The sequence below is a fragment of the Mycobacterium sp. genome (genome assembly GCF_051006775.1).
Taxonomy (GTDB): Bacteria; Actinomycetota; Actinomycetes; order Mycobacteriales; family Mycobacteriaceae; genus Mycobacterium.
Genome location: NZ_JBPCSX010000160.1, coordinates 1 through 22,618 on the forward strand (window position 1 = coordinate 1; position 22,618 = coordinate 22,618).

23 protein-coding genes and 1 pseudogene are annotated in these 22,618 nt (G+C 67.1%); 9 read left to right on the forward strand and 15 right to left on the reverse strand.

What is annotated here, in order from left to right; genetic code table 11:
• Nucleotides 1-6 precede the first annotated feature (6 nt).
• Genes deoC through ACR2JI_RS11510 form a run of 8 tightly spaced genes read right to left on the reverse strand, consistent with a single transcriptional unit; the run spans nt 7 to nt 5,755 of the window.
• Nucleotides 7-777 (reverse strand): deoxyribose-phosphate aldolase, encoded by a 771-nt coding sequence (gene deoC, locus ACR2JI_RS11475; protein ID WP_526390201.1) that lies wholly within the window; start codon nt 775-777, stop codon nt 7-9.
• A gap of 26 nt (nt 778-803) precedes the next feature.
• Nucleotides 804-1,703, reverse strand: coding sequence for a uridine phosphorylase (locus ACR2JI_RS11480; RefSeq protein WP_526390202.1), 900 nt, complete (start codon nt 1,701-1,703; stop codon nt 804-806).
• Between the two features lie 60 nt (nt 1,704-1,763).
• Nucleotides 1,764-2,258 carry a hypothetical protein gene (locus tag ACR2JI_RS11485; protein ID WP_526390203.1) on the reverse strand — a complete coding sequence of 165 codons (495 nt, stop codon included), beginning with the start codon at nt 2,256-2,258 and terminating at the stop codon, nt 1,764-1,766.
• A gap of 13 nt (nt 2,259-2,271) precedes the next feature.
• Nucleotides 2,272-2,820 carry an Rv1363c family protein gene (locus ACR2JI_RS11490; protein WP_526390204.1) on the reverse strand — a complete coding sequence of 183 codons (549 nt, stop codon included), beginning with the start codon at nt 2,818-2,820 and terminating at the stop codon, nt 2,272-2,274.
• Between the two features lie 23 nt (nt 2,821-2,843).
• Entirely contained in the window at nt 2,844-3,104 is a 261-nt protein-coding gene (locus ACR2JI_RS11495; RefSeq protein WP_526390205.1) for a DUF6868 family protein, read from the reverse strand.
• Entirely contained in the window at nt 3,101-3,865 is a 765-nt protein-coding gene (locus ACR2JI_RS11500) for a hypothetical protein (RefSeq protein WP_526390206.1), read from the reverse strand. Before ACR2JI_RS11500 ends, ACR2JI_RS11495 begins: the two co-directional genes overlap by 4 nt.
• A gap of 4 nt (nt 3,866-3,869) precedes the next feature.
• Entirely contained in the window at nt 3,870-4,592 is a 723-nt protein-coding gene (locus tag ACR2JI_RS11505; protein WP_526390207.1) for a hypothetical protein, read from the reverse strand.
• A 29-nt stretch (nt 4,593-4,621) separates the two neighbouring features.
• A complete protein-coding gene (locus ACR2JI_RS11510) occupies nt 4,622-5,755 on the reverse strand; it encodes a hypothetical protein (protein WP_526390208.1) in 1,134 nt (377 codons plus the stop codon).
• A 134-nt stretch (nt 5,756-5,889) separates the two neighbouring features.
• Between ACR2JI_RS11510 and ACR2JI_RS11515 the strand changes: the two genes are divergently transcribed.
• The gene (locus ACR2JI_RS11515; RefSeq protein ID WP_526390209.1) at nt 5,890-7,278 is read left to right on the forward strand and encodes an MFS transporter; all 1,389 of its coding nucleotides are present in this window, start codon (nt 5,890-5,892) and stop codon (nt 7,276-7,278) included.
• A gap of 1 nt (nt 7,279) precedes the next feature.
• On the opposite strand, the gene ACR2JI_RS11520 is transcribed toward ACR2JI_RS11515, so the two are convergent.
• Entirely contained in the window at nt 7,280-9,310 is a 2,031-nt protein-coding gene (locus tag ACR2JI_RS11520) for a glucose PTS transporter subunit IIA (protein WP_526390210.1), read from the reverse strand.
• 86 nt (nt 9,311-9,396) lie between these two features.
• Complete coding sequence (locus ACR2JI_RS11525; protein WP_526390211.1) at nt 9,397-10,254, reverse strand: LLM class F420-dependent oxidoreductase; 858 nt, start codon at nt 10,252-10,254, stop codon at nt 9,397-9,399.
• A gap of 71 nt (nt 10,255-10,325) precedes the next feature.
• Here ACR2JI_RS11525 and modA point away from each other — a divergent pair, with 71 nt between their 5' ends.
• Nucleotides 10,326-11,084: a molybdate ABC transporter substrate-binding protein gene (gene modA, locus ACR2JI_RS11530; RefSeq protein WP_526390212.1), complete on the forward strand. Its 759-nt coding sequence runs from the start codon at nt 10,326-10,328 to the stop codon at nt 11,082-11,084.
• Nucleotides 11,085-11,089: 5 nt separating this feature from the next.
• On the opposite strand, the gene ACR2JI_RS11535 is transcribed toward modA, so the two are convergent.
• From ACR2JI_RS11535 to ACR2JI_RS11545, 3 genes are read right to left on the reverse strand one after another with little or no spacing between them, the layout of a single operon-like run.
• Nucleotides 11,090-11,635, reverse strand: coding sequence for a class I SAM-dependent methyltransferase (locus ACR2JI_RS11535; RefSeq protein WP_526390213.1), 546 nt, complete (start codon nt 11,633-11,635; stop codon nt 11,090-11,092).
• 56 nt (nt 11,636-11,691) lie between these two features.
• The gene (locus tag ACR2JI_RS11540; protein ID WP_526390214.1) at nt 11,692-12,201 is read right to left on the reverse strand and encodes a nuclear transport factor 2 family protein; all 510 of its coding nucleotides are present in this window, start codon (nt 12,199-12,201) and stop codon (nt 11,692-11,694) included.
• A complete protein-coding gene (locus tag ACR2JI_RS11545; RefSeq protein ID WP_526390215.1) occupies nt 12,198-13,010 on the reverse strand; it encodes an SDR family NAD(P)-dependent oxidoreductase in 813 nt (270 codons plus the stop codon). Before ACR2JI_RS11545 ends, ACR2JI_RS11540 begins: the two co-directional genes overlap by 4 nt.
• Nucleotides 13,011-13,161: 151 nt before the next feature.
• On the opposite strand from ACR2JI_RS11545, the gene ACR2JI_RS11550 reads away from it, so the two are divergent.
• From ACR2JI_RS11550 to ACR2JI_RS11565, 4 genes are all read left to right on the forward strand, one after another.
• A complete protein-coding gene (locus ACR2JI_RS11550) occupies nt 13,162-14,322 on the forward strand; it encodes an App1 family protein phosphatidate phosphatase (protein WP_526390216.1) in 1,161 nt (386 codons plus the stop codon).
• 133 nt (nt 14,323-14,455) lie between these two features.
• A complete protein-coding gene (locus tag ACR2JI_RS11555) occupies nt 14,456-14,632 on the forward strand; it encodes a hypothetical protein (RefSeq protein ID WP_526390217.1) in 177 nt (58 codons plus the stop codon).
• Between the two features lie 77 nt (nt 14,633-14,709).
• Nucleotides 14,710-15,681, forward strand: coding sequence for a YeeE/YedE thiosulfate transporter family protein (locus ACR2JI_RS11560; protein ID WP_526390218.1), 972 nt, complete (start codon nt 14,710-14,712; stop codon nt 15,679-15,681).
• Between the two features lie 181 nt (nt 15,682-15,862).
• On the forward strand, nt 15,863-17,068 hold the full coding sequence (locus ACR2JI_RS11565) for an MFS transporter (RefSeq protein WP_526390219.1): 1,206 nt from the start codon (nt 15,863-15,865) through the stop codon (nt 17,066-17,068).
• Here the strand turns inward: ACR2JI_RS11565 and ACR2JI_RS11570 are convergent.
• Both ACR2JI_RS11570 and ACR2JI_RS11575 read right to left on the reverse strand, forming a co-directional pair.
• Nucleotides 17,040-17,879, reverse strand: coding sequence for a DUF3097 family protein (locus ACR2JI_RS11570; RefSeq protein ID WP_526390220.1), 840 nt, complete (start codon nt 17,877-17,879; stop codon nt 17,040-17,042). The genes ACR2JI_RS11565 and ACR2JI_RS11570 overlap by 29 nt on opposite strands.
• A 61-nt stretch (nt 17,880-17,940) precedes the next feature.
• Nucleotides 17,941-20,448, reverse strand: coding sequence for an arylsulfatase (locus ACR2JI_RS11575; protein WP_526390221.1), 2,508 nt, complete (start codon nt 20,446-20,448; stop codon nt 17,941-17,943).
• Nucleotides 20,449-20,677: 229 nt separating this feature from the next.
• Here ACR2JI_RS11575 and ACR2JI_RS11580 point away from each other — a divergent pair, with 229 nt between their 5' ends.
• The 3 genes and pseudogenes from ACR2JI_RS11580 to ACR2JI_RS11590 all read left to right on the forward strand — a co-directional run.
• On the forward strand, nt 20,678-21,721 hold the full coding sequence (locus ACR2JI_RS11580) for an NAD-dependent epimerase/dehydratase family protein (protein ID WP_526390222.1): 1,044 nt from the start codon (nt 20,678-20,680) through the stop codon (nt 21,719-21,721).
• A 62-nt stretch (nt 21,722-21,783) separates the two neighbouring features.
• Complete coding sequence (locus ACR2JI_RS11585) at nt 21,784-22,440, forward strand: glycosyltransferase family 2 protein (protein ID WP_526390223.1); 657 nt, start codon at nt 21,784-21,786, stop codon at nt 22,438-22,440.
• Nucleotides 22,437-22,618: pseudogene (locus ACR2JI_RS11590) on the forward strand (glycosyltransferase); the annotation flags it as partial. The gene ACR2JI_RS11585 and the pseudogene ACR2JI_RS11590, both read left to right, overlap by 4 nt.

Genomic DNA, 22,618 nt, shown 5'->3' on the forward strand with positions numbered 1-22,618 from the left:
CACGGTTCAGTACCCGCCGGACCCGGCGTCTCCGCCGCCGATGATGGCAATCGAGGCCGACGCGCCGATCCGGTCGGCGCCGGCGTGCAGCACCTTCTCGGCGTCGCGATGGTTGCGAACCGCGCCGGATGCCTTGACACCCAACCGATCTCCCACCATGTGACGCATCAGTGCGATGTCCTCCGGCGTGGCGCCACCGCCGCCGAAGCCCGTCGAGGTCTTGACATAGGCCGCACCGGTGCGTGCGGCGATCGGACACGCGATCGCCTTCTGCTCATCGGTGAGCATGCTGGTCTCGAGAATCACCTTCACCGGCACCGGCCGCGCCGCACCCACCACGCCGAGGATGTCGTCGTATACCGCGGCCAGGTCACCGGAGAGCAGTCCGCCGATGTCGAGCACCATGTCGACCTCGTCGGCGCCCTCCGCGACGGTGATGCGGGCTTCTTCGGCCTTGGCCAGCCGGGTCATCGCGCCGAGCGGGAAGCCCACCACCGTGCACACCATGACGCCCGACCCGGCCAGTCGCTCGACGGCTGTCGGCACCCACCGGGTGTTGACGCATACCGAGGCGAACCCGTGCTCGCTGGCTTCGTCGCAGAGGGTCTCGATGGCACCCAGGGTCGCATCGGGCTTGAGCAGGGTGTGATCGATTCGCCCGGCCAGCGTTTTGGACGCGCGCAATACCTGCGGAATGTCCTCGTCATCGGGTGCCGGGCCGAGTGCCGCCGTGACGGCCTCACTGGCCCGATGGAACAGTTCGGCGTGGGTGGTCACGTGATCCTCCTGGGGTGGGTAGCGGCTCAGACGCCGAGCAGGCTTGCGGCGAGGTAGTTGAACAGTGCGACGCCGGAATCCTCGCTGAACTTGTGCAACTGCTCCGGGGCCGCGGTCACCTGATCACCGTCGAGCCGGTTGAGCAGGGTGCAGCAGATCATGGCGAATTTGGAGAATCCCCAGTGGTTCAGATAGCCGGCGATCATCGCGCCTTCCATCTCGATATTGGCGACACCGTTGTCGTGCAGCCAGCGCAGCCAACCCATCTTGGTCTCCGGGGTCTCCAGGCAGATCGCGCCGTCGAGGCGGAACTGCTCGAGGAAGAACTCGTTGCCTGCCACCGTCTTTCCAGCCACGATCTCGAAGTCGGTGTGCTTGTTGGCGTCGATGATCGCGGTGTAGGTGGCGGCCGGAAAATGTCCATCGAACCAGTACTCGCCGGTGCCGCCGTTGAGTAGCCGGTAGGGCTCCAGATCGGCCATCAGCCCTTCCGAAGAGACGACGACGGTACCGCCGGGCAGTCCGACTCCGCCGCTGGTGCCGACCCGGCACCAGAACACCTCGTCCATATCGTCCAGATCGCCCCGCTTGAGGAAGAACACCAGGCGCATCAGTTCCTGCAGGGCGATCGAGGCGCTGGGCATACCCATGCCGTGCGAGGCGAACAGAACACCGGCGGTATAGCGGGTGACGAAACGATCCTCCTTGGGGAAGGCCACGATCTCCGAGCCGGCGTTGAGCTCACTCCACCGCTGCGCGAATTCCTTGATGCGCCCCCCGGACCCAGCCATGACGACCGCCTTGACGTCGCGCAGCTTGGCCAGCACCGGATCGGTGGAGGCCACCCCGAAGTGGTAGTAGACGTCCTCGTGGCTGCCGTCCAGAACGCCATCGAGAAACGCATGGTTGATGTTCTCGGTCTTCACACCGGCCTCCCCGGACTCGTCCTCGTCAGAAATTTACGCGTCGCGGTGTCGGACGGGTGGTTAAACCGGATCGAACCCGGACACCAGCCAGCGGCCGTCGATCTTGTCGAGGGTGACGCGGATGCTCGAGGCCGTGGTGGCGGGCGCCTGGTTGGCCATCGCGACGGTCTGGTCGACGAACACCAGTGCCACCGCGTGCGACGGCGTAGCCGACACTGAGGCGATCGCGGGGACCTGCGCGGCCGCAGAGATCTGCTTGGCCTTGGCGCTCGGGATGACCTGGCTGCTGACGAGTCTGGTGTAGTCGTCGAGGAACTTTCCGGTGAGTCTCTCGCGGGCCGCGGCGAGGTCGCGGTCCACCGTGGCCGCGGTGTAACTGAGCATCGCCACCGTCGCTTCGCGAGCGGCCTGCAGCGACTCACTGCGAGCGGAGGTGTCGTGGCTGTGTGACACGGTCGCCCACTTCGCCAGCCCGGTCCCAACCCCGAGCAGCCCCGCCGCTGAAGGCAGCAGGATGAAGGCCGTCAGCCGATACCAGTCGCGTTGGTTCTTCATCGCACACCACGGCTCATCGGACGAATTCCACCTTCGACACCTTGGCGTCCCCATCGTCTTCGGTGACGGTCAACCGCATACGCCAGTACCGCGGCGCCGCTTCGTCGACCCCGCGGGTTGTCGTCGAGACCGAAACCGCCACCAGCACCTGCCCGCTCCTACCGTCTACCGACTCCACCGCAGCCTCGGTAACGGTGCCGGTGGACCGGGACTGCGCACTCTTGACCACGTCGATGAAGGCTGACGAGCGCGACTTGAAATCCGAGCGGAACGCACCGGTGGCCGAATCAAGGACCCGTTGCACGTCGGCCTCGGCCCGGACGTAGTCGATGGTGGTCAAGTTGACCGCACCCTGCCTGCCGGCCTGCAGCAACTCGCGCCGAAGGTGGTCGGCCGACCAGTCCCGGTAGGCCTGCTGGCCGAACCAGCCGAACAGCGCAGCCAGGGCCACCACCACGGCTATTCCGGCGATCAGCACCCGCCGGACGTCCCATCGCCCGGTGGTGGCGGATTCCGGCGCAACGGGATCCGGCTCAACCTCGTCGACATCCTCGTCGGGCATATCCACCTCCTCGCGTCCCGGGCTCACGTTACCGGCCGGGCCAGCGCCAGCACGCCCACCAGGGGTGCGACGTTAAGGAGCAGGGTTCCGATCTTGTAGGCCGCCATCCCGCCGTAATGGATCGCATCGAAACTCTGCCTGGACAGCGCAAACCACCGGGTGTGCAGCCGGTAGACCCAGTCGTGAGCCAGCGCGATGACCGCGAACCAGACCAGTAGCACGACGTAGTTGAACACCAGCGACCAGATCAGGATCTGACGGAGGGCAAACAGGTCGATATTCATGATTCTCCCAGGAACTCCGAAAGGGTATGTGGTCCATCGGCTTTGGGTTCCTCGCGTCGGCAGTCCAGATCAGACCGACAGCGTTCCACGCATTCACGGATCGATGGTTCAGGGTCGTCGCCGAACATCGCGATGAGCCGCTCGCCCGCCGCAACCGACTCGGCTATTCGGCCGGACTGGGCGAGGTGATCGGCGAGGTTGATCATCGCGCCCGAAACCGTCGCCCGCACGACGGGCAGTGCATCAGAGCCGAAATCATCGACGATCCGCTGGCCGGTCTCGACGGCGCCGCCGAGATCGCCGGACACGGCCTGATCGACGGCGAGGTTACGCAGGCCCTGCGCCACCGCCTCGCGGATATCGGGGGCGGTGTCGGAGCCGTACCTGGACAGCAGCAGATGTCCGGCGTTGACGGCGCCGGTGAGATCGCCCGCCTGGGCACGGTGAAGGGCCAGATTGTGCAGGCCGCGGGCCAGGTCGACGCGCACCGCCGGATCGGTCTCGTGTGGGAACACCGTGGCGAGTCGCTCATCGATCCGCACCGCCGCTGCCGGCGCACCGGCCTTCAACAGAGTGATGGCGATCTCGACGAAACCGGAGGAGACCGCGCGGCGGATCCGGACGTCAGCATCGCCGGCGTAGGTGTCCACCGTCAGCCGCTCCATCGCTGCGATGGTTCCGTCAATGTCGCCTACCTCGGCGCGGTCGGACGCCAGGGTCACGAAACACCGGACCTCATCGAGTAGCTGGTTCGCCGCCATGACGTCAGGCGACCGTTCGCGGTTGGACGTCGTGAATGTCGATCCCGACCAGGATCGGGAACGGCAACGGGCGGCCCAGCGGCCCACGCGGGTACACCCGGCGCACCGTGGATACCCGCAGTCCGCCGAACTGCAGGAACCCGGTGGACAGGTGCGCCGCCCGGGCCCAGGAACCGACCACCTCGGCGGTGTAGTCGTGCCGGACCAGCAGTCCGGACGTGTCGAAGTAGAACTCCTGGTCCGGCGAATGGGTGGGGATGTCGACGGGGAAGTCGGCGGCCAACACGGTCTGTTTCCCCGGCACCTGCAGCACCGATACCCCCGGATACGTCAGCAGAAACGGCAGGCACAGGTAATTCCACATCGCATAGCTCGAGAAGTACGCGAAATCCAATGCATCCCAATGCAGTAGCGTCCGGCGCCAGTGGAACGCCCGTCGTGGATCGTCGCGGGCCGCGACCACGTTGTCATCGGCGTCGCGGATCTCGATCCGGTCGCAGCCGATCAGGATGGAACGCTGCCCCGGCACCGGGTAATCATGGGTGACGACATGCGGGGTCCGGGTGTCCAGGGTCAGCCTGGTGTACCGAAGCGGCGGTACACGTTTCGCGGCGAACAGGAATCCATTCGCCGAAAGTTCGACGTCGATGGACGCAAGCGAATTCCAGTAGTCCATTCCCCCGTGCGCGTCGAGGATGCGCGGGAGCGCATCCTCGACGGGTGCCACGAGTCCGAACTTCGGCCGGTGTCCGGGGCCTAGCTGCCGGCCGTGGCCTTCGCCGCCCGCGCGGCGCGTGGGGCCTTGACGGCCTTGACAGCCTTGTCGGCCGCAGCCGACCGTGGCGCGGCCGCCGCGGACCGGGCGGCCGACCGCTTGGTCACCGCGGCAGCGGGCACGGCCGCGGCGCCACCCGGCGCGGTGGTGCTCAGCGCGTCCGCCAGGGTCCAGACCGCCGCCTGGGTGGCTGTGCGGATGCTGGGCACGAAGTTGGTCGGGATGTCGGTCGCGGGGTCGAGGATGGGACCGGTCTGGATTCCGGCGCCGGCCAGCAGGTTCAGTGCCACGCCGGGCGCGCCGGCCGGGCTGAGGAAGCCCGAGACCGCCGCGTTCCAGGCGCCCTCGATGTTGAGCGACAGCAGGTTGGTCAGGACCGCGGTACCTGCCGTCGCGAGCGCCTCCGCCTGCAGTGCGGCGCCGCCGGCGACCGCACCGGCGAAGGTGGTGGCGATCTGCGGCAGCGCCGCCACGACCGCGCCCAGCTTGGCCGCCACGTTGCTCGCGATGTAGGTGCCGGCACTGACCACGTTCTCCACGGCCAGCTGAATCGGGGTGATCACGGCAGCCGTGAGGACGCTCAGCGCCTCGCTGAACTGCCCGGCCAGTGCCAACTGGGCGGCGTTGAGCACGGCCGACGGGAAATCCCACAGGCCGTCGGCCAGGTAGTACAGCGCGGCGTTTGCGCCGTAGAGGCCGACGTTCAGGTAATCAGAGATGTTGGTCTCGAACTGGCGCAAAGCCGGGCTCGCGTCGTTGATGTTCTGCGGCGCCTCACCGACAAATGAGTAGTAGCCCAGCGACTGCTGGGTGTAGAGCAGGTAGTTCAGCAGGTCGCCACCGGTTTGGTCGAAGCCCGCATACGGCCAGTTGGCCTCGCCGGCGCCGGGGGTGGGCGCGTCGGCGCCGTTGTAGTAGACGCCGGTGAAGTAATCCTGCGCGATCAGGGCGGTGTCCAGCAGTGCGGTGATCGGATTGGCGAAGGCGGCCAGCGCGACCGGGGCCTGTAGCGCCGGCACCACGACCTGCCCCTGGGCTGCGGGAATCATGATGGCGCCCGCGCCGACGACCGCGGCGGTGCCCGCGATCAGGTGTGAGCGGAGTGAGATCTGCATGTCCGGACTTCCCTTCCCTTTGTGCTGACCCCATCTGGCAGCACCGGCGTTTGGAACATACCCGAACCGACCAACTGCCGGTTGATCTGGCGCGCCACCTGTTCGGGCGAAGATCGGCGCGTCATAGTGAGCTCATGACCGGTGCCGCGCAGCGACTCAGCCGCGGCGCGCTGGTCGGGACGCTCAGCGCGGTGGTGCTGACCGTCGCCGTGCTGCAGACGGCGGTGGTTCCGGTGCTCAATGTGATCGCCACGCAGCTGGGCACCTCCACCGTGAGCGTCAGCTGGGTGCTCACCGCCAATCTGCTGGCCGCCGCGGCCGGAACCCCGCTGATCGGCCGCCTCGCCGACCTGCGCAGCAAGAAGCGGGTCCTGCTGGTCGTGCTGGCGTTGGTACTGGCCGGATCGGTGCTGGCGGCGACGACATCCGCGCTACCGCTGTTGATTTTCGCCAGGGTTCTGCAGGGTGCTTCATTCGCCCTGTATCCGGTCAGCGTGGCGGTGCTACGGGATGAGGTCGCACCCGAGAAACTGGTGCGATCGATGGCCGTACTCTCGGCGATGCTCGGGCTCGGTGGCGGCCTCGGCCTGGTGGTCACCGGCCTGCTGATGCGCGGCGATGCCGATTACCACCGGGTGTTCTGGCTGACCACGGCCCTCGCGGGCGCGATCACCGTCGCCGTGGCCGTCGTCGTACCCGAGCGGCGCGCACAGTCCGAGGGCGCCGTTGACTGGATCGGCGCACTCGGACTTGCGCTCGGTCTTTCGGCGCTGTTGCTCGCCCTCACCGAGTCCGGGCGCTGGGGCGTGATCTCCGCCCCGACGATCGGTCTGACCTTCGCCGGGGCGATGATCCTGGGTCTCTGGTGGCGGTGGGAACAGCGCTGTCCCCGGCCGCTGGTGTCCACCGCGATGCTGGCCCACCGGCCGATCCTGCTGACCAATATCGCCACAGTCCTGGTCGGGATGGGGCTGTACGTCGTATTCCTCGGACTGACCGACTTCGTGGAGACTCCGGCCGCCAGCGGCTACGGTTTCGGCGCCAGTGTGCTCGACGCCAGCGTGGTGTTCCTGCTACCGGGCGCGATCGCGGCCTCGGTCACGGCGGTGATCAGCGGCCGCTGCATCGAGCGCTTCGGCGCACGGGTTGTGGGCATGGCCGGAGGGGCCGCCGGGATGCTCGGGTTCCTGCTGCTGGCCACCCTCCACCACAGCCGCTGGGAGGTCATCGCGGCCTACCTGCTGGCCAACGCCTACATCAGCCTGGCCTACGGGGCGCTGCCCGTGCTGGTGGTCAGCGAGGTCGACGCGCAGGAGACCGCGGTGGCCACCGGCGTCAACGCCATCGCCCGGACGGTCGGCAGCGCGATCGGGGCCGCCGTGGTCGCGCTGCTGCTCAGTCCCCGGAGCAAGGCCGTGAACGGCTACATCGCCGAACACGACTACATCATCCTGTTCACCCTCGGCGCCGTCACCGCGATCGGCACGGTGGTATTCGTCGCCGCAACGCCGCGGCGAACCTGAGCTACAGACCGGCCTCCGCGGGCACCGCAGCCGGTGCGATCGCCAGGATGCTGTCGCCCGCGGCGACCTGCCCCCGCGCGGTCGGCTCAACCGAACCGAACTTCTTGCTGTTGAGCACGATCACAGGGGTGACCAGTGAGTAACCGGCCGCCTCGATGACATTGCGGTCGAATGTCACCAACGGCGTTCCGGCACTGACTTTCTGGCCCTTGGTCACGTGAACGTTGAATCCCTCGCCCTTGAGTTGCACGGTGTCGATGCCGATATGGATGAGTAGCTCGACTCCGCCGTCGAGCACCAGACCGAAGGCGTGACCGGATGCCGGGGCGGCAACCACCATTCCGTTACCGGGCGAGTACGCCGTGTCACCGGAGGGCAGTACCGCGATCCCGGGGCCCATCGTGCCTTTGCCGAACACCGGGTCGGGCACCTCGTTGAGCGGCACGACGGTGCCGTCCAGCGGGGAGTCGATCTCGATCACCACACCGGCGTCCCCGGCCGCCTTGGTCGCGGCCGCGGCAGTCAGGGTTCCGGCGCTGGCACCGGCCATCGGACCCTCCAGATCGGCGACCGGGACTTCGGCGGCCTCCAACTCGGCGGCGTCCTCCGGCGACCGGTAGCCGGAGAGAATCACCAGGATCATCGCCGTGAAGAACGCGGCGAGCACCGCACCCGCGTACAGCCCCATGTTGCTGAAGGCCGGAATGGTCAGCAGTGAGGTGAACACGAACGCGCTCGTCTTGACACCGCCGCCGATGCCGATGATCAGGCCACCGACGAAGCAGCCCACCAGCATTCGCGGATAGATCCGCTTGAACCGCAGGTGGATTCCGTACAGCGAGGGTTCCGAGATTCCGCCGAGTAGTCCGGCCGCCAGGGCGCCGACGGCGGTCTGGCGCATCTGCCGGTCGCGCTCCTTCCAGGCCAGGAACAGAACACCGGCGGTGGCGCCGAAGCAGGCGAAGTTCCACGCGCCCATCGGGCCCTGGATGTAGTCGTAGCCCAGAGTCTGGATATTGAGCAGCATGATGGCGTTGATCGGCCAGTGCAGGCCTAGCGGCACCATGAACGGGTATGCCAGCGGGATCAGGATCGCGAAGATGAACGGCGAGAAATCGTTGATGCTCTTGAGGACATGCGCCAGGCCGGCGCCGGTGTAGACACCGATCGGCCCGATCAGGAAGGCCGTCAACGGGATCATGATGAGCATCGACAGGAACGGCACGAAAATAAGGTGCACGTTCTCCGGGATGATGCGCTTGAGCACCTTCCACAGCGGCCCCAGCACGGCGGCCATCAGCAGCGGCGGGAATACCTGCGAGCTGTAGTTGAAGATGGTCAGCGGCACCCCGAAGATGTGCACCACGTCGATCTCGGAACCGAAGGCCATGGTTTTCTGGCTGACATCTTTGAGCGCGCTGAACCCGGGCAGCATGACCACGGCCATGATCGCGAATCCGACCCACGGGTCGGCGCCGAGTTTCTTCGACGCGTTGTAGGCGACCATCAGCGGCAGGAATACGAAGACGCTCTGCCAGCACAGGTTGACGAACTGCCAGGACGGCGGGAGGTCGGTGCGCGGGTCGGCCCAGTTCGGGATCACCTTCAAGGTGGACATCAGCGCCATGAAGGTGATGAACAGCGAGGCGCCGAGCAGTGCGCCCAGGATCGGGCGGAAGGAGTCGGAGAGGAACTCGAAGAAGCTGTCCAGCCAGGAGAATTTGCCGCGCGGGCCCTTGGCACGGGCGGCGGCCTTGACGGCATCGGCGTCGATGGTGCCGGTGCGGGCCATCTCCGGCAGCGCCATGATGTCGTTGTAGACGCTCTGCACCGCTCCACCGATGACCACCTGATAGCGGTTGCCGGCCTGCGGGACGGCGCCCATCACGCCGGGCACCGCCTCGATATCGGACTGCTTGATCCCGGAGGCGTCGCGCAACTGGAACCGCAACCGGGTGGCACAGTGCGACAGTCCGGCGATATTGGCCGGTCCCCCAACACTCTTGACGATCTCGGCAGCCGTCTTCGACATTGGCCCGACCCCTCTGTTGTGCCCGGCGCCAGGAAACATGCCGGGTCGAGTGATGCTATCGGCGCTGACCGGAGGGGACGGGCGTTTTAGCTGAGGCTGTCGGCGATGCGGGTCAGCGCAGCCAGTTGCTCGCAGAAATGGCCGACGGACTCCGCGCTCACCGCGCAGGTGACCACGGTCGCACCGGCGTCACGCAACCGGATCAGCCGGTGCTCGGTGCCCCCGGGATCACCGATCGGATCGACGGCACGACCGGTGCCCAGTGCCACTTCGAACCCCGGCGGAAGCTCGAACCGGGCCAGCATCTCGGTCATCTGGGCGACTGTCAGCCCGAACGGCATCCAGCCGTCGGCCAGTGTCACCGCCCGCCGCAGCGACCGACGGGTGCGTCCGCCGACCCAGATCGGTACGGCCCGACGGGCGGCGCTGGGTTCGACGGCGACGCCCCCGAATGGATAGAACCGCCCGTCAAACACCGGGCGCGGATCGGACCACGCGGCGCGCAGTGCTGCGATCGCCTCATCGGCGCGCTCACCGCGATCGTCGAATGCCGCACCCAGCATCTCGAATTCCTCCACCAGTGACCCGACTCCCACTCCGAGCACCATCCGGCCACCGCTGAGCAGATCCAGCGTTCCGTAGGTCTTCACGATCTCCAGCGGGTGGTGATAGCCGAGCACCAGGACCGAGGTCGCCAGCCGGATCCGACGGGTGTGCGCGGACAGGAAGGCCAGCGTCGCCGACGGATCCCAGTAGGTCAGCCCGCGCCCCTGGAATGCACCGACCGGAATGGCGACGTGCTCGCCGCAGGTCAGGTGGTCATAACCGAGCTCGTCGGCTGCGACTGCGACGCGGATCAGATCGTCGACGCCTGCGTCGGCCTCCCACCCGGACGCCGTCCCCGGTATCTGCATCACCATCGGCGTGGACAGTCCGATACGCATACGGGCTGTTCTACAGCCACACGACTGCCGGGATCGGCAATTCATCCGAATGTGCGCAAAGATGTCGTCTCGTGAAAAGAATTGGCGCGCTGGCATTCACGGCGGTGCTGGCCACCACCGCACCTACCGGCTGCTCGGCAACCACGCCCAGCGACTCACCGACGATCATGGTCTTCGCCGCGGCCTCGTTGACGAAGTCCTTCACCGAGATCGGCGAGCAGTTCACCGCTGACAACCCCGGGATCGAGATCGAGTTCTCCTTCGCCGGATCCTCCGATCTGGTCACCCAGTTGGCCCAGGGCGCTCCAGCCGATGTGTTCGCCTCGGCGGATATCACGAACATGACGAAGGCCGCCGACGCCGGACTGCTGGACGCCGATCCGGTCGTCTTCGCCTCCAACACTCTGACCATCGCCGTGGCCGCCGGCAATCCGAAGAAGATCGCATCGCTGAAGGACCTTGCGCAACAGGGCATTTCGGTGGTCCTCTGCGCGCCCGCCGTGCCCTGCGGTTCGGCCACCCAGAAGGTGGAGCAGGCCGCCGGAGTCCAACTCAACCCGGTCAGCGAGGAATCGTCGGTCACCGACGTCCTCAACAAGGTCGTCACCGGCCAGGCCGATGCCGGACTGGTCTATGTCACCGATGTGCGGGGCGCCGGTGACACGGTGACCGGTGTCGGGTTCCCGGAGGCGGCCGGCGCGGTCAACACCTACCCGATCGCCGTGCTCAAACAATCAGCACACGCGGATCTGGCCAGGAAATTCGTCGATTCTGTTACCGGCGCGACCGGCCGGAGCATCCTCGGCGCAGCAGGTTTCGCCAAACCCTGATCTGTTCACCTGCGGGCGAGAAGCCAGGCCAGTCCCTGACCCTCACCGGATGCGATCAGATCCAGGTTCGCAAACGCGGCGGTGAGCTCACCGGGGGCCGCCCGGTAGGCGCCTGGGGCAGCGTCGACCTCGCTGAGCACCGCGATCGCCAACAGGCCGCCCGGCACCAGTCGTGTGGCAATCGCATCGTTGAGGTGCGGAGCCCGGAACCGATGGCAGATCACGACATCCACCGATGGTCCGGGCGGCAGGCCCTGATCGAGATCCAGCACGCCCAACCGGCACCTGTCGGCGACCCGCCAGTGCGCGGCCAACTCCCGGGCTCCCTCGATCGCAACCGCGGACACGTCGTACCCGGATACCTCAAGACCGCGCCGCGCCAGCCAAACGGCAGCCCCGCCCCGGCCACAGGCCAGCTCCAACGCCCGCCCGACGGTGGGAAACTCCCGCTCGAAGGGGGTGAACACCGCCGGCAGAACCGCCGACTCGGGATCGGGGTAGCCGCGTTCGGCGTACACCCCGTTCCAGCGCAGCCGGTCCTCAGCGGTCACCCCGTCATTCTCCTCGTCCCCCGATCGGTGGCCGGGCGGTCGGCATCATCAGAGGCTCAGCCGGGCCCCCTAGCCGTACCGAACGTCTCCGCGCTGAACGCCTCCGTGATCAGGTCCCGGGCCGAAGCGCCGCCGTCGAGCTGACGGGCGGTGCGGCTGACGATCCGCCAGCTTCCGTTGTCGCGGCGCAACCGCAACAGGTGCACACCCGCCCGGGCCACCGCGTAGCCGCCGGACTCGCGGCGCACCAGCAGGGTGGACTCACAAACCGCCACCGCGTCGTCACCGTCGAGCTCGATCACCGGCGGTCCGAAGAAGTGGCAGCAGCCCTTGGCGATGAGACCCTGGTGAGCATCGGATCGCACCATCGCGGCGACCTCATCGCGGCCGGACATCATCCAGCTCTCGACGTCATAGGAACCGTCGACGGCCCATAGCGCCGCCGCGCCATCGGCGTCACCGGAGTCCACCAGCGGGCCGTAGGAGGCGATCAGCCGGGCGATATCGCGCTCATCCTCCAGTGCCCGCAGCCGACCTTCGAGGATGGCCAACCTGTCCTCGCTCATTGTCGGTCTCCTCGTGGTTGGCTTGCGCCGTCGAGCAGGCGCTGCATGAAACGATGTGTTCCGGCAACGACTTTCGCGCGATCGGGATCACTGCGCTTGACCACATCGTCGGCATTGCCCCCCGCGATATGCACCGGTCCGTTCGGCAGCCGCTCCAGACCTTCCCGCGCCACCTCCGCCGGATCGCCAACTCGCATGCCGGGGATGTCGAAGTTGAGCCCGACCCGTTCCATGGCCGGTGTGCGCGTCACACCCAGCACCAGTTCCAGCACATCGACTCCGTGCTCGCGCAATTCCACCCACAGGCCTTCGGCGAAGATCCGGCTGAATGCCTTCACTCCGCCGTAGACGGTGTGCCGAACCGATCCGAGGTAACCGCTCATCGACCCGACCAGCAGGATGCCGCCGCGGCCCCGCTGCCGCATGGCACGTGCGTAGTGCTGGGTCAGCGACGTCATGCTGGTGATGTTGAGATCCACGACGCGCTGGAAATCGGCGAGGTCGCCGTCGATGAACTCAGCACTGCAGGTGTTGGCGCCGGCGTTGTAGATCAGCAGACCGACCTCCAGTCCGTCGGTGGCGGCGGTCACGAGGCCGGGCCCGCCCGGGTCAGCCAGATCGGTCGCTACCGTGCGCACCTCGACGCCGAGGTCTCTGCACCGCCCGGCAGTGAGCTCGAGCGGTTCCGGCCGGCGGGCCACCAGCACCAGATTCACCCCGGACTCGGCCAGCAGCCGGGCGAACTCGGCGCCGACTCCCTCAGACCCGCCGGCCACCACCGCCCACGGCCCGTACTTCGTGTACGACATCAGTCCATGATCCCCTCCGTCGTAACCGGGGTCGGGTGAGAGGCTCAGCACCCCGCCGGGTATCGGGCACCCCATGCTAGTGACCCACCTCGCAGGGCCCTTCAGCGGAAAGGCGGCCCGGCACGGTGAAGCATTTGCCATGCTGGTCCCCATGGCCCGCCTCCCCCGCCGGATCGCCTCCGAACTGACCGCGAAGCTGCGCAGCCCGGAAGTCGCCGCCGTTGTGGCAGGGATCGAAACCGGGCTGACCAAACGCCGCCGTGAATCCAAGGTGGAATCTGGTGCCTTCCGCGGTATGCAGGTGGTCGTCTACCGCGGCTTCGTCGCCGACGACATCGCGAAGGTCCGGGTGCGGGTAATCGAGACACCGGAGCTACCCGGCGACAGCCGCATCCCGTACTGGGATGTCGCCCAATCCAATCTGCGTCGGCACTCAGCGCTGGCGATCGTCGGCGTCGAGGTCGAACTCCGGGTCGGTAAGCACACCGCCACCGAAGTCACCGACGACCACGGCTTCGCGAATTTCGCGCTGCCGGTGCCGGGTCTCAAGGTTGGCTGGCATGACGCCTCGGCGCGGACCACACCGATTGATGGCGGCGAGTCCGCAACCGGGTCCGGCCAGGTCGTCAAACCGTCGCTGCGGGCGCCGTTCCTGGTGATCTCCGATATCGACGACACCATCCTGCTCACCGGCCTGACCGAGGGTGTCACGATGGTGACCCGCACGCTGTTGCGGGAAGCCAACCAGCGCCGGGCTATTCCGGGGATGTCCTCGCTGTACCGTGGCCTGGCGCGGGGCGTCGCCACCAAGAACGGCAACCGCAGGCCGGAGCCGACGTTCTTCTACGTGTCGACCGGAAGCTGGTCGTTCTACCCACTGCTGGAGCAGTTCATCGGGTTGCGCGCATTCCCGCAGGGGCCGATGTTCCTCACCGACTGGGGTCCGACCGAACGCTATCTGCGACGCAGCGGCGCCGAACACAAACGTACGGCGATCCGCCGGCTCTTCGAGGCATACCCGGGCATGCGGTTCGTGCTTATCGGCGACAGCGGCCAGCGCGACGCGCTGACCTATGAGGAGATGGCACGGGAGTTTCCGGACCGGGTCGCGCTGATCCTGATCCGACAGGTCGGCTCTGATGATGACAATCGCAATCGCGAGATCAGCCACAGGGCGGAAGCCCTTCGTGCGGAGGGGGTTCCGCTGCATCTGGTGGCCGATGCCAATGCGGCCGCTGAACTCGTACACCAGCTGAATCTCTGCGATGAGGAGACCCTCCGGGAGGTCCGGACCGAGTCCGGCCGGCGCTGACGCTGCTCTGTCGGAGTACCCATGATCGAAGCGCTCACCGGAAGTGAGTGGCTCAGGGTCCGGTCGGCGGACGGCAGCTGTCCCGGCCGTGCCCGATAGTCGAATCACACGCACAACTACTCGAGGAGCGAGCATGACCAGCAACACGAACCGACGCATCACCACCGCACTGGGCGCAGCCGGCATCGCCCTGGCCGCTCTCATGATCGGCTCGGCGCCGCAGGCATTGGCCGCGCCCGGCGACAACGGGTGCTCCACCATGGCCATGCCGTCCGGAACCGCCGACGCCGGCAACCCGATGACCCGATGACCTGCCAGCCGGCAGCCAGTCACGGCTGAGGCCATTTCCGCCGCCATCCCGCATCTTCCGCCACTTAGGATCATCCGGTGACCCGGGCCATGTTGATTGCGCTGCCCCTGGTGTTCCTGCTGGGGATGGCCATCCAGCGTGGTAACACCTGCACCGTCGTTGCGATCGACGACATCGTTCACCGCAGATCGTGGAACCGCTTCCTGGCCATCGCCTCGGCCTGGTTCCTGGTGGCCGGTGGGCTGGTGCTGGCGAACATGGCGACCGGGCTGACGGTGAAGGCCCTGGCCTTCCCGGTGACGGTGTGGTCGATCGTCGGCGGGGTCCTGCTCGGGGTCGGGGCCGTCGTCAACGGAGCCTGCACCACCGGCACCATCGCCCGTATCGGATCCGGCGACTACACCTTCCTGCTGACGATCGTCGGGTTCTTCATCGGATGTCTGGCATCACCCAGCATTTTCAGCTCCACCGCCGTCACCCACATCGGATCGCCGGCCACCACCACCTCGCTGAGCCATCCGCTGCCAACGCTGGCGCTGTTCGCTCTCGTGCTCGGCTGGGACGCATCCCGGTTGATCCGCGGACCGCACGAGAGCGTCACCGACTTCCTGCACAAGTCCTGGGATCCGCGGACCGCCATCCTGATCGTCGCGGTGCTGTTCGTCGCGATCGTCCAAATCTTCGGTCCGTTTGCCTACACCGAACTCCTCGGCGAGCTCAGCAAGCACGACACCGGCAAGGCCCTCCCCCAGCTGACGTTCCTGGCCGCAATCCTGGCCGGTGCAGTGGTCGCCGGAAAATCCATGCGCGGCACCCGGCTCATCGGCCCGCTGCGACCCAAGATCGTCCGCTGCACACTGGGCGGGTTCATCATGGGCGCCGGATTTTCCCTCGCCCCCGGCGCATTCGACGGTCTGACGCTGTTCGGCCAACCGCTGCTGCTGCCGTACGCCTGGGCAGTGATGGCGGTCGTCTACATCACGGTGCTGGCAGGAGTCCTGTACCTGCGCTCCAACCTAGGCGCCTGGATCAAGACCCGCCGCGGCTGATGCTCGACGCCGGCCAAACTGGGGGTGCTCGACAAACTGATCTTCGACCCTGTCAGCATCTCCGTACTCTGACCGGATGCACTCCCACCGGATCTGGCCGGCGACGACCTGTTCGGAGTCGACCCGCGCGAGATCAGTTCCGGGCCCGCGATCGTGACCATGATGAATGGGCGGTTCACCCATGACGCGCGTTGAGCGTGAGCCCGCAGGTCTGCTGATCGGCGGTATCGCGGCCGGGGTGGCAGGGGCCATGGCCGATCTGCTCAGCCCCATTTATGCGACCTCGTTCCACAAGGGTTTCGGACTCTCCAACACCCAGGCCGGATTCCTGGTCACCGCGGCACTGGGAGCGATGGCTGTCGCCGAATTCGGTCTGGCGCACTCGGTGGCGCATCGCAATCTCAAGATGATCGCCAGCTACGGGATCGCGCTGTCCTGTGTAGCACTGCTCTACATCAGCGAGGTCAGCGGGAACGGTTTCTGGTCCCTGTTCATCGGCATGCTCGCACTCGGCTTAGGCTGCGGTCTGAGCTTCGTGGCCGGTAACGCCGCGCTGTCCTACGCCAACAACAGCGAACGCTCCTTCGGACTGCTGACCTTCTGGTACATGATCTTCGTGTTCATCATGATGAGCACCAATCCCTATCTGCGGCAGCTGTATCCGATCGTGCTTCCCTATGCGGCGATGATCGCCGTCCAGCTGGTGTGCCTGGTGCTGATCTGGTGGAAGCTACCCGACACCCGGACGCTGCGAGCCACACCTCAGGCCGGGAACCACGGTGCGGCAACCGAACTCAATCTCTTCCAACCACTGCCGATCTTCCTGGGTCTGGCCGTCACGCTGTCCCAGCTGTCAGTGGCGGGGCTGTGGACATTCGCCCAGGATCTGGGCCATACCGCAGGTGTGCCGTCGTCGACGGTGGCGAGCTTTCTGGGCTTCTCCCAGCTGATCGGTCTATTGGGAACCTTCGCCCCGTGGCTGCTCGGACGCTGGGTCGGCCGCGGAGCACTGGGGGCGGCTGGTCTGCTGGTGACCGCAGCGGGCGTCGTCGTCGTCGCACTGGTGCACACGCCAACGGCCTATTTCGCCGGGAATCTCGCGGTGAACCTGGGCTACTGGATTGTGCTGCCCCTGGGGTTGTCCATCGCCGCCGATCTCGACCGCAACTCCGGCCGTCTGGTCGCCTTCATGCTCGGGATGTCGTCGATCGGCCTGGCCATCGGGCCGAGCCTGGCCGGTCCACTGCTGGGCGGTGCAGACACCACCCTGGGCGGCTGGGTGTTCGGCATCATCGGACTGATCGCCGTCCCGCTGATCGTGCCGCCGGCCAGGGCGGCGGACCGGGCGGCGACAGCACTCAATCCGGTTGCGTCACAAAATCGATGAGTTCCTCGACCCGGCCGATCAGCGCCGGTTCGAGATCGGTCCAGTCCCGGACCGTGCCGCGGATGCGCTGCCAGGCGGCAGCGATATCGGCCTGATTGCGGTGGGGCCAGCCCAGCGCCTCGCAGATGCCGTGCTTCCACTCGATATTGCGCGGGATCGCCGGCCAGGCCTCCAATCCGACCCGGGCGGGTTTGACCGCCTGCCAGATGTCGACGTACGGATGACCCACCACGAGGGTGTGATCCCCGCCCGGCCCCCGGCGGACCGCCTCGGCGATCCGGGACTCCTTGGACCCCGCGACGAGGTGGTCGACCAGAACGCCGAGTCGGCGCCCGCGCCCGGGGCGGAAGTCGGCGACGATGCCACTGAGGTCATCGACACCGCCGAGGTACTCGACCACCACACCTTCGACGCGCAGGTCATCACCCCAGACCCCTTCGACGAGTTCGGCGTCATGGCGGCCTTCGACGTAAATGCGGCCGGCCAGCGCCACCCGCGCGCGGGAATCGGCGACCTTCACCGATCCTGACGCGGTGCGCCGCGGTGACGGCGGCACCGCGCGCAGGGGTGCGACCAGGATCACCGGGCGGCCGTCGAGCAGGAAGCCCGGTCCGAGCGGGAACACCCGGCTGCGTCCGTGACGGTCCTCGAGTTCGACGCGGGTTCCCTCGATACGGATGATGGCGCCGACGTACCCGGACTGCGGGTCCTCGACCACCATCCCGATCTCGGCACGGCGCTCCACCGATCGGATCCTGCCGACGCTGTGTGGGTTGTTGGTGAGGATGTCGGAGCCATAGCGATCTGCCACCCCGCGAGCCTAGGAAGCGTCCCCCGTTCCACCCGCCAGCATCGGCGGCGAGTCGGGGTTACTAATCGGTCTCGAAGGCGGCCGCCGCATCCCGGTTCAGATCGATATAAGCCTTCTCACTGACGTCGAAGGCCACGCCCTGGATGGTGCCTCCGCTGAACCTGCCCGGATTCGCGTATTGCCCGGAGACGTTGTCGCCGCTGTCGTAACCGACGCACAATCCATCCCCGGCCAGGGTGAACTTCCCGATCTGAGCACGCATCGGTCCGGTGGCAACCGGGTTTCCGTCGACATAGAGCGTGGTGGTTCCCAGTGACTCGCCGTGCTCTCCGGCGGCCTCCCGCTTGAATTCCATTCCCAGCGAGTGCTTTCCAGGTGTGAGCACCGGCGAGACAAAATCCTGTTCGGGCTTTATGCCGAGGAAGTTGTAGACGTAGTGCAGCCGTCCATCCTTGACGAAGAGGGTGTGTCCGCCGAACCGTGAGCCATGCGCGAAGATCACACCGTCGGCCTCCGGGGTCAGATCGGCGTTGGCGACGATCTTGTAGGAACGTCCGCGGATGCTGACCGCGACCCCCTCCGGCACCGGGGCGGTGTCGGGGTAGTAGATGTAGCGGTCCCGTGGGGGTTCGGATTGCGGCCGCGGGGTGCCGGCCTGCTCGACAGCAGATCGGTCATCGAGCGGCAGCACGAAGTTGTTCCGGGCCTCCTCGTCCCACGCCGTGATGAGTTCTTTGAGCTTGTCGGGGTACTGGTCGGCGACATTGGTGGACTCGGAGCGATCCTCGTCGACGTGGTAGAGCTCCCAGCGGTCCTGATCGAAGTTCCCCTTATTGCTCAGCGGGGCGTGCAGTGCGGCCGCCTTCCACCCGTCCTGCCAGATACCGCGGGTGCCCAGCATCGCGAAGTACTGCCGCTTGCGGGTGGTGGGCGCCTTGGCGTCGTCGAAGCTGTACCGCATGGACACCCCGTTGAGCGGGTACTGCTTGATGCCCTTGTACTCCTTGGGCATCTCCAACCCCGCGACATCGAGGACGGTGGCGGCGACGTCGGTGGCGTGGTGGTACTGCTGGCGTACTTCGCCCTTGGCCTTCATCCCCTTGGGCCAGGAGATCACCATCGGATCGCAGGTGCCGCCGGCGAACTGTGCGTAACGCTTGAACATCTGGAACGGCGTGGAGAATGCCGTCGCCCAGCCCGTCGGATAGTGGTTGTAGGTGTCCGGGCTGCCCAGGGTGTCGAGGTACTTCATATTCTCGCTCAGCTCATCGGGATAGCCGTTGAAGAACTTGTTCTCGTTGACCGACCCGTTCGGCGAACCCTCGCCGGATGCGCCGTTATCGGCACAGTAGAAGATGATCGTGTTCTCCAACTGCCCGGTCTGCTCCAGGTAGTCGACGATACGACCGACCTGCGCGTCGGTGTACTCCGAGAAACCGGCGTAGACCTCTGCCATCTTCGCGAACAGCTTCTTCTCATCATCGCTGAGTGAATTCCACGGCCGCACAGCATCATTGGCGGCCGCGACATCATCGGGTAGCGGGTTGATCGGAGTCATCTTGGTTCCGGCGGGCAGCACGCCCTTTTCGATCATCCTTGGCAGCACCCACTCGCGGTAGGCCTCGTAGCCGTCGTCGAAGCGGCCCTTGTACTTGTCGATGTACTCCTGCGGGGCCTGGTGCGGGGCATGGTTGGCGCCCGGGCAGAACCACAGGTACCAGGGCTTTGACGGGTTGGAAGATTTCTGGTCGCGCAGCATCCGGATCGCGTTGTCGGTGAGGTCCCTGGACAGGTGGTAGCCCTCACCGGGACCGTAGGGTTGCTCCACGAATCGGTTGTCCTCGACCAGATCGGGAAACCACTGGTTGGTCTCCCCGCCGAGGAACCCGTAGAACCGGTCGAACCCCTTCTGCAGCGGCCACTCCGACTTGCTGCCGCCGCTGGAGACGTCCTCCTCGGGGACGTTGTGATTCTTGCCGACCCAGAAAGTGCTGTAGCCGTTGTCCTGCAGCACCTGTCCGATGGTGGCGCACTGGGCCGGCAGGCGAGCGGCCATACCGGGAAATCCGTTGGAGCCCTCGGTGATCGACCCCGAGCGGTTCACATGCTGGCTGCGGCCGGTCAGGAAACACGACCGGGTCGGTGAGCACAGTGCGGTGGTGTGCCACTGCGAATACATCACCCCGTTGTCGGCCAGCCGTTGCATGACCGGCATATCGATGCGACCGCCGTAGGGCGACCAGGCCGCCAGACCGGTGTCGTCGTAGAGGACCACCAGGATGTTGGGCGCGCCCTCGGGCGCCGTGCGCAACTCGAACGGTTTCCAGTCCGGTGTGGAATCACGGATGTCGAGTTCGATCTTGCCGTCGAAGCCGTCGTTGATCCCGGTGCCGTATCCGGGAGGTCCGGCGTCGGTGCCGCCACTCTTGGGTCCGCACCCGGCCAGGGCGGGTGCGGCCGCCGCACCGAGACCGGCCGCAGCAAGTCCGCCGAGGATCGTCCGGCGGGAAAGCCTGGGTGAGCCGCTCCGCTCGTCGTCCGTAGCGGGTTCGGGGGTGTGCTCCACCATCGCTGATCTCCTCACAGGTGTCGGGGTGCACGAAGACTAATTCAGCGCAGCCCCATTCTGTGGCAAAGGACACAGATTCGCTCAAAAGGGTTTTTCCCGGGCATTCGCGATTGATCGCTTTCTGCAGCTATGTCTGCGCGTGGCCTGTTCCTGGCCGCCATCGAGCGTATCCCGTTGGGCTGTACTCACCCGCAGAGGTCGCCCGGGGCGGGTGTGCGACGCTTCCGCGGTGCGAGTTCTCCTGACCGGCGCCGCCGGGTTCATCGGAAGCCGGATCGGGTCGGCGCTGACCGCCCGCGGCCATGAGGTGATCGCCGTCGACGCGATGCTGCCCGCCGCCCATCAGGAGGGCACCGCCCCGCCCGCGGGTTGCGCGCTGGTGGACGTCCGGGACGGTGATGCGCTGGCCGCCCTGCTACCCGGTATCGACGTCGTCTGCCACCAGGCCGCCGTCGTCGGCGCGGGGGTCAACGCGCTCGACGCGCCGTCCTACGCACTGCACAACGACGCCGGCACCGCCACCCTGCTGGCCGAGATGTATCGGGCCGGGGTGCAGCGACTGGTGCTGGCCTCCTCGATGGTCGTCTACGGACAGGGCGCTTACAGCTGCGCCTCCCACGGGTCCGTCGACCCGGCGCCGCGCACCCGCACCGACCTCGACGCGGGCCACTTCGAGCATCGCTGCCCGATCGGCGGCGAGGAGCTGACCTGGCAGCTGGTCGGCGAGGATGCCCCGCTGCGCCCGCGCAGCCTCTACGCCGCCAGCAAGGTCGCCCAGGAGCACTACGCGCTGGCGTGGGCCGAGGCAGGCGGCGGATCGGTGGTGGCTCTGCGCTACCACAATGTTTACGGCCCTGGTATGCCGCGCGACACCCCGTATTCCGGTGTGGCGGCGATATTCCGCTCCGCGCTCGAACGGGGCGAGCCGCCAACGGTTTTCGAAGACGGCGGCCAGATGCGCGACTTCGTCCATGTCGACGATGTGGCGGCGGCGAACGCTGCCGCGGTTCAGTACGCGGTAGATGCCGGAGCAGCCGGCTTCGCGGCGGTGAACGTGTGCTCTGGGCGGCCGGTCTCCATCATGGACGTCGCCTCGGCGTTGTGCGCCGCCACCGGCGGTCGTCCCCCGGTGGTCAGCCGTGCGTACCGCAGCGGCGATGTTCGCCACATCGTCGCCGACCCGGCCGGAGCGGCCGCACTGCTGGGCTTCCGGGCACAGATCGAACCGGAAGATGGCCTGGGGGAATTCGCGTTCGCTCCGCTGCGCGGCTGAGCCTGCGCGGCGCGACGGTAATACAGACCGGAAGCCCTTCCGCTCCCCTAGGGTCATTACCGATGTCCGACTCCGCCGTGACCGTGGTGATCCCCTGCCTCAACGAGGCCGAGTCGCTGCCCGCCGTCCTGGATGCGCTGCCGGCCGGCTACCGGGCACTTGTCGTGGACAACAACAGCACCGACGCCACCGCCGCGGTCGCCAGGGCGCATGGCGCCGAGGTGGTGGTCGAGACCCGACCCGGATACGGGTCGGCCGTACACGCCGGCGTGGTGGCCGCCAGCACCCCGGTGGTGGCCGTGCTCGACGGCGACGGGTCGCTGGATCCGGCCGCGCTGCCGGCGATGGTCGCCGAACTCGACCGGGGTGCCGACCTGGTGGTGGGCCGGCGCCGGCCGGTGCCGGGTCTGCGGTGGCCCTGGCACGCCCGGCTCGGTACCGCCGCAGTCTGCTGGCGGCTGCGCAACCGGCACAATCTGGCGGTACATGACATCGGACCGATGCGGGTGGCACGCCGGGATGCGCTGCTGGGGCTGCAGGTGGCCGACCGCCGCTCGGGCTACCCGCTGGAGCTGATGGTCAAGGCCGCCGCGGCGGGCTGGCGGGTGTCGGAAGTCGATGTGGACTACCGGGACCGCACCGGCGGACGCTCCAAGGTCAGTGGTTCGGTGCGCGGCAGCATCACCGCCGCTGTGGACTTCTGGAAGGTGATCTCCTGACGCCGGGGGTGACCGCGCTGGTGGTCGCCAAGGCGCCGGTACCGGGGCTGGCCAAGACCCGACTGGCCGCCGCGGTCGGAGACGAAGCCGCCGCCGATATCGCTGCGGCGGCATTGCTGGACACCCTCGACGCCGTCGCCGGCACGCCGTTCGCCGCCCGCGTCGTCGCACTGACCGG

What these genes read in the sequence shown, in the direction of transcription:
- ACR2JI_RS11485 (WP_526390203.1), bottom strand. Translation starts at nt 2,258, where the DNA reads ATGAAGAACCAACGCGACTGGTATCGGCTGACGGCCTTCATCCTGCTG.
- ACR2JI_RS11490 (WP_526390204.1), bottom strand. Translation starts at nt 2,820, where the DNA reads ATGCCCGACGAGGATGTCGACGAGGTTGAGCCGGATCCCGTTGCGCCG.
- ACR2JI_RS11495 (WP_526390205.1), bottom strand. Translation starts at nt 3,104, where the DNA reads ATGAATATCGACCTGTTTGCCCTCCGTCAGATCCTGATCTGGTCGCTG.
- ACR2JI_RS11500 (WP_526390206.1), bottom strand. Translation starts at nt 3,865, where the DNA reads ATGGCGGCGAACCAGCTACTCGATGAGGTCCGGTGTTTCGTGACCCTG.
- ACR2JI_RS11510 (WP_526390208.1), bottom strand. Translation starts at nt 5,755, where the DNA reads ATGCAGATCTCACTCCGCTCACACCTGATCGCGGGCACCGCCGCGGTC.
- ACR2JI_RS11515 (WP_526390209.1), top strand. Translation starts at nt 5,890, where the DNA reads ATGACCGGTGCCGCGCAGCGACTCAGCCGCGGCGCGCTGGTCGGGACG.
- ACR2JI_RS11520 (WP_526390210.1), bottom strand. Translation starts at nt 9,310, where the DNA reads ATGTCGAAGACGGCTGCCGAGATCGTCAAGAGTGTTGGGGGACCGGCC.
- ACR2JI_RS11525 (WP_526390211.1), bottom strand. Translation starts at nt 10,254, where the DNA reads ATGCGTATCGGACTGTCCACGCCGATGGTGATGCAGATACCGGGGACG.
- ACR2JI_RS11540 (WP_526390214.1), bottom strand. Translation starts at nt 12,201, where the DNA reads ATGAGCGAGGACAGGTTGGCCATCCTCGAAGGTCGGCTGCGGGCACTG.
- ACR2JI_RS11545 (WP_526390215.1), bottom strand. Translation starts at nt 13,010, where the DNA reads ATGTCGTACACGAAGTACGGGCCGTGGGCGGTGGTGGCCGGCGGGTCT.
- ACR2JI_RS11550 (WP_526390216.1), top strand. Translation starts at nt 13,162, where the DNA reads ATGGCCCGCCTCCCCCGCCGGATCGCCTCCGAACTGACCGCGAAGCTG.
- ACR2JI_RS11555 (WP_526390217.1), top strand. Translation starts at nt 14,456, where the DNA reads ATGACCAGCAACACGAACCGACGCATCACCACCGCACTGGGCGCAGCC.
- ACR2JI_RS11565 (WP_526390219.1), top strand. Translation starts at nt 15,863, where the DNA reads ATGACGCGCGTTGAGCGTGAGCCCGCAGGTCTGCTGATCGGCGGTATC.
- ACR2JI_RS11575 (WP_526390221.1), bottom strand. Translation starts at nt 20,448, where the DNA reads ATGGTGGAGCACACCCCCGAACCCGCTACGGACGACGAGCGGAGCGGC.
- ACR2JI_RS11585 (WP_526390223.1), top strand. Translation starts at nt 21,784, where the DNA reads ATGTCCGACTCCGCCGTGACCGTGGTGATCCCCTGCCTCAACGAGGCC.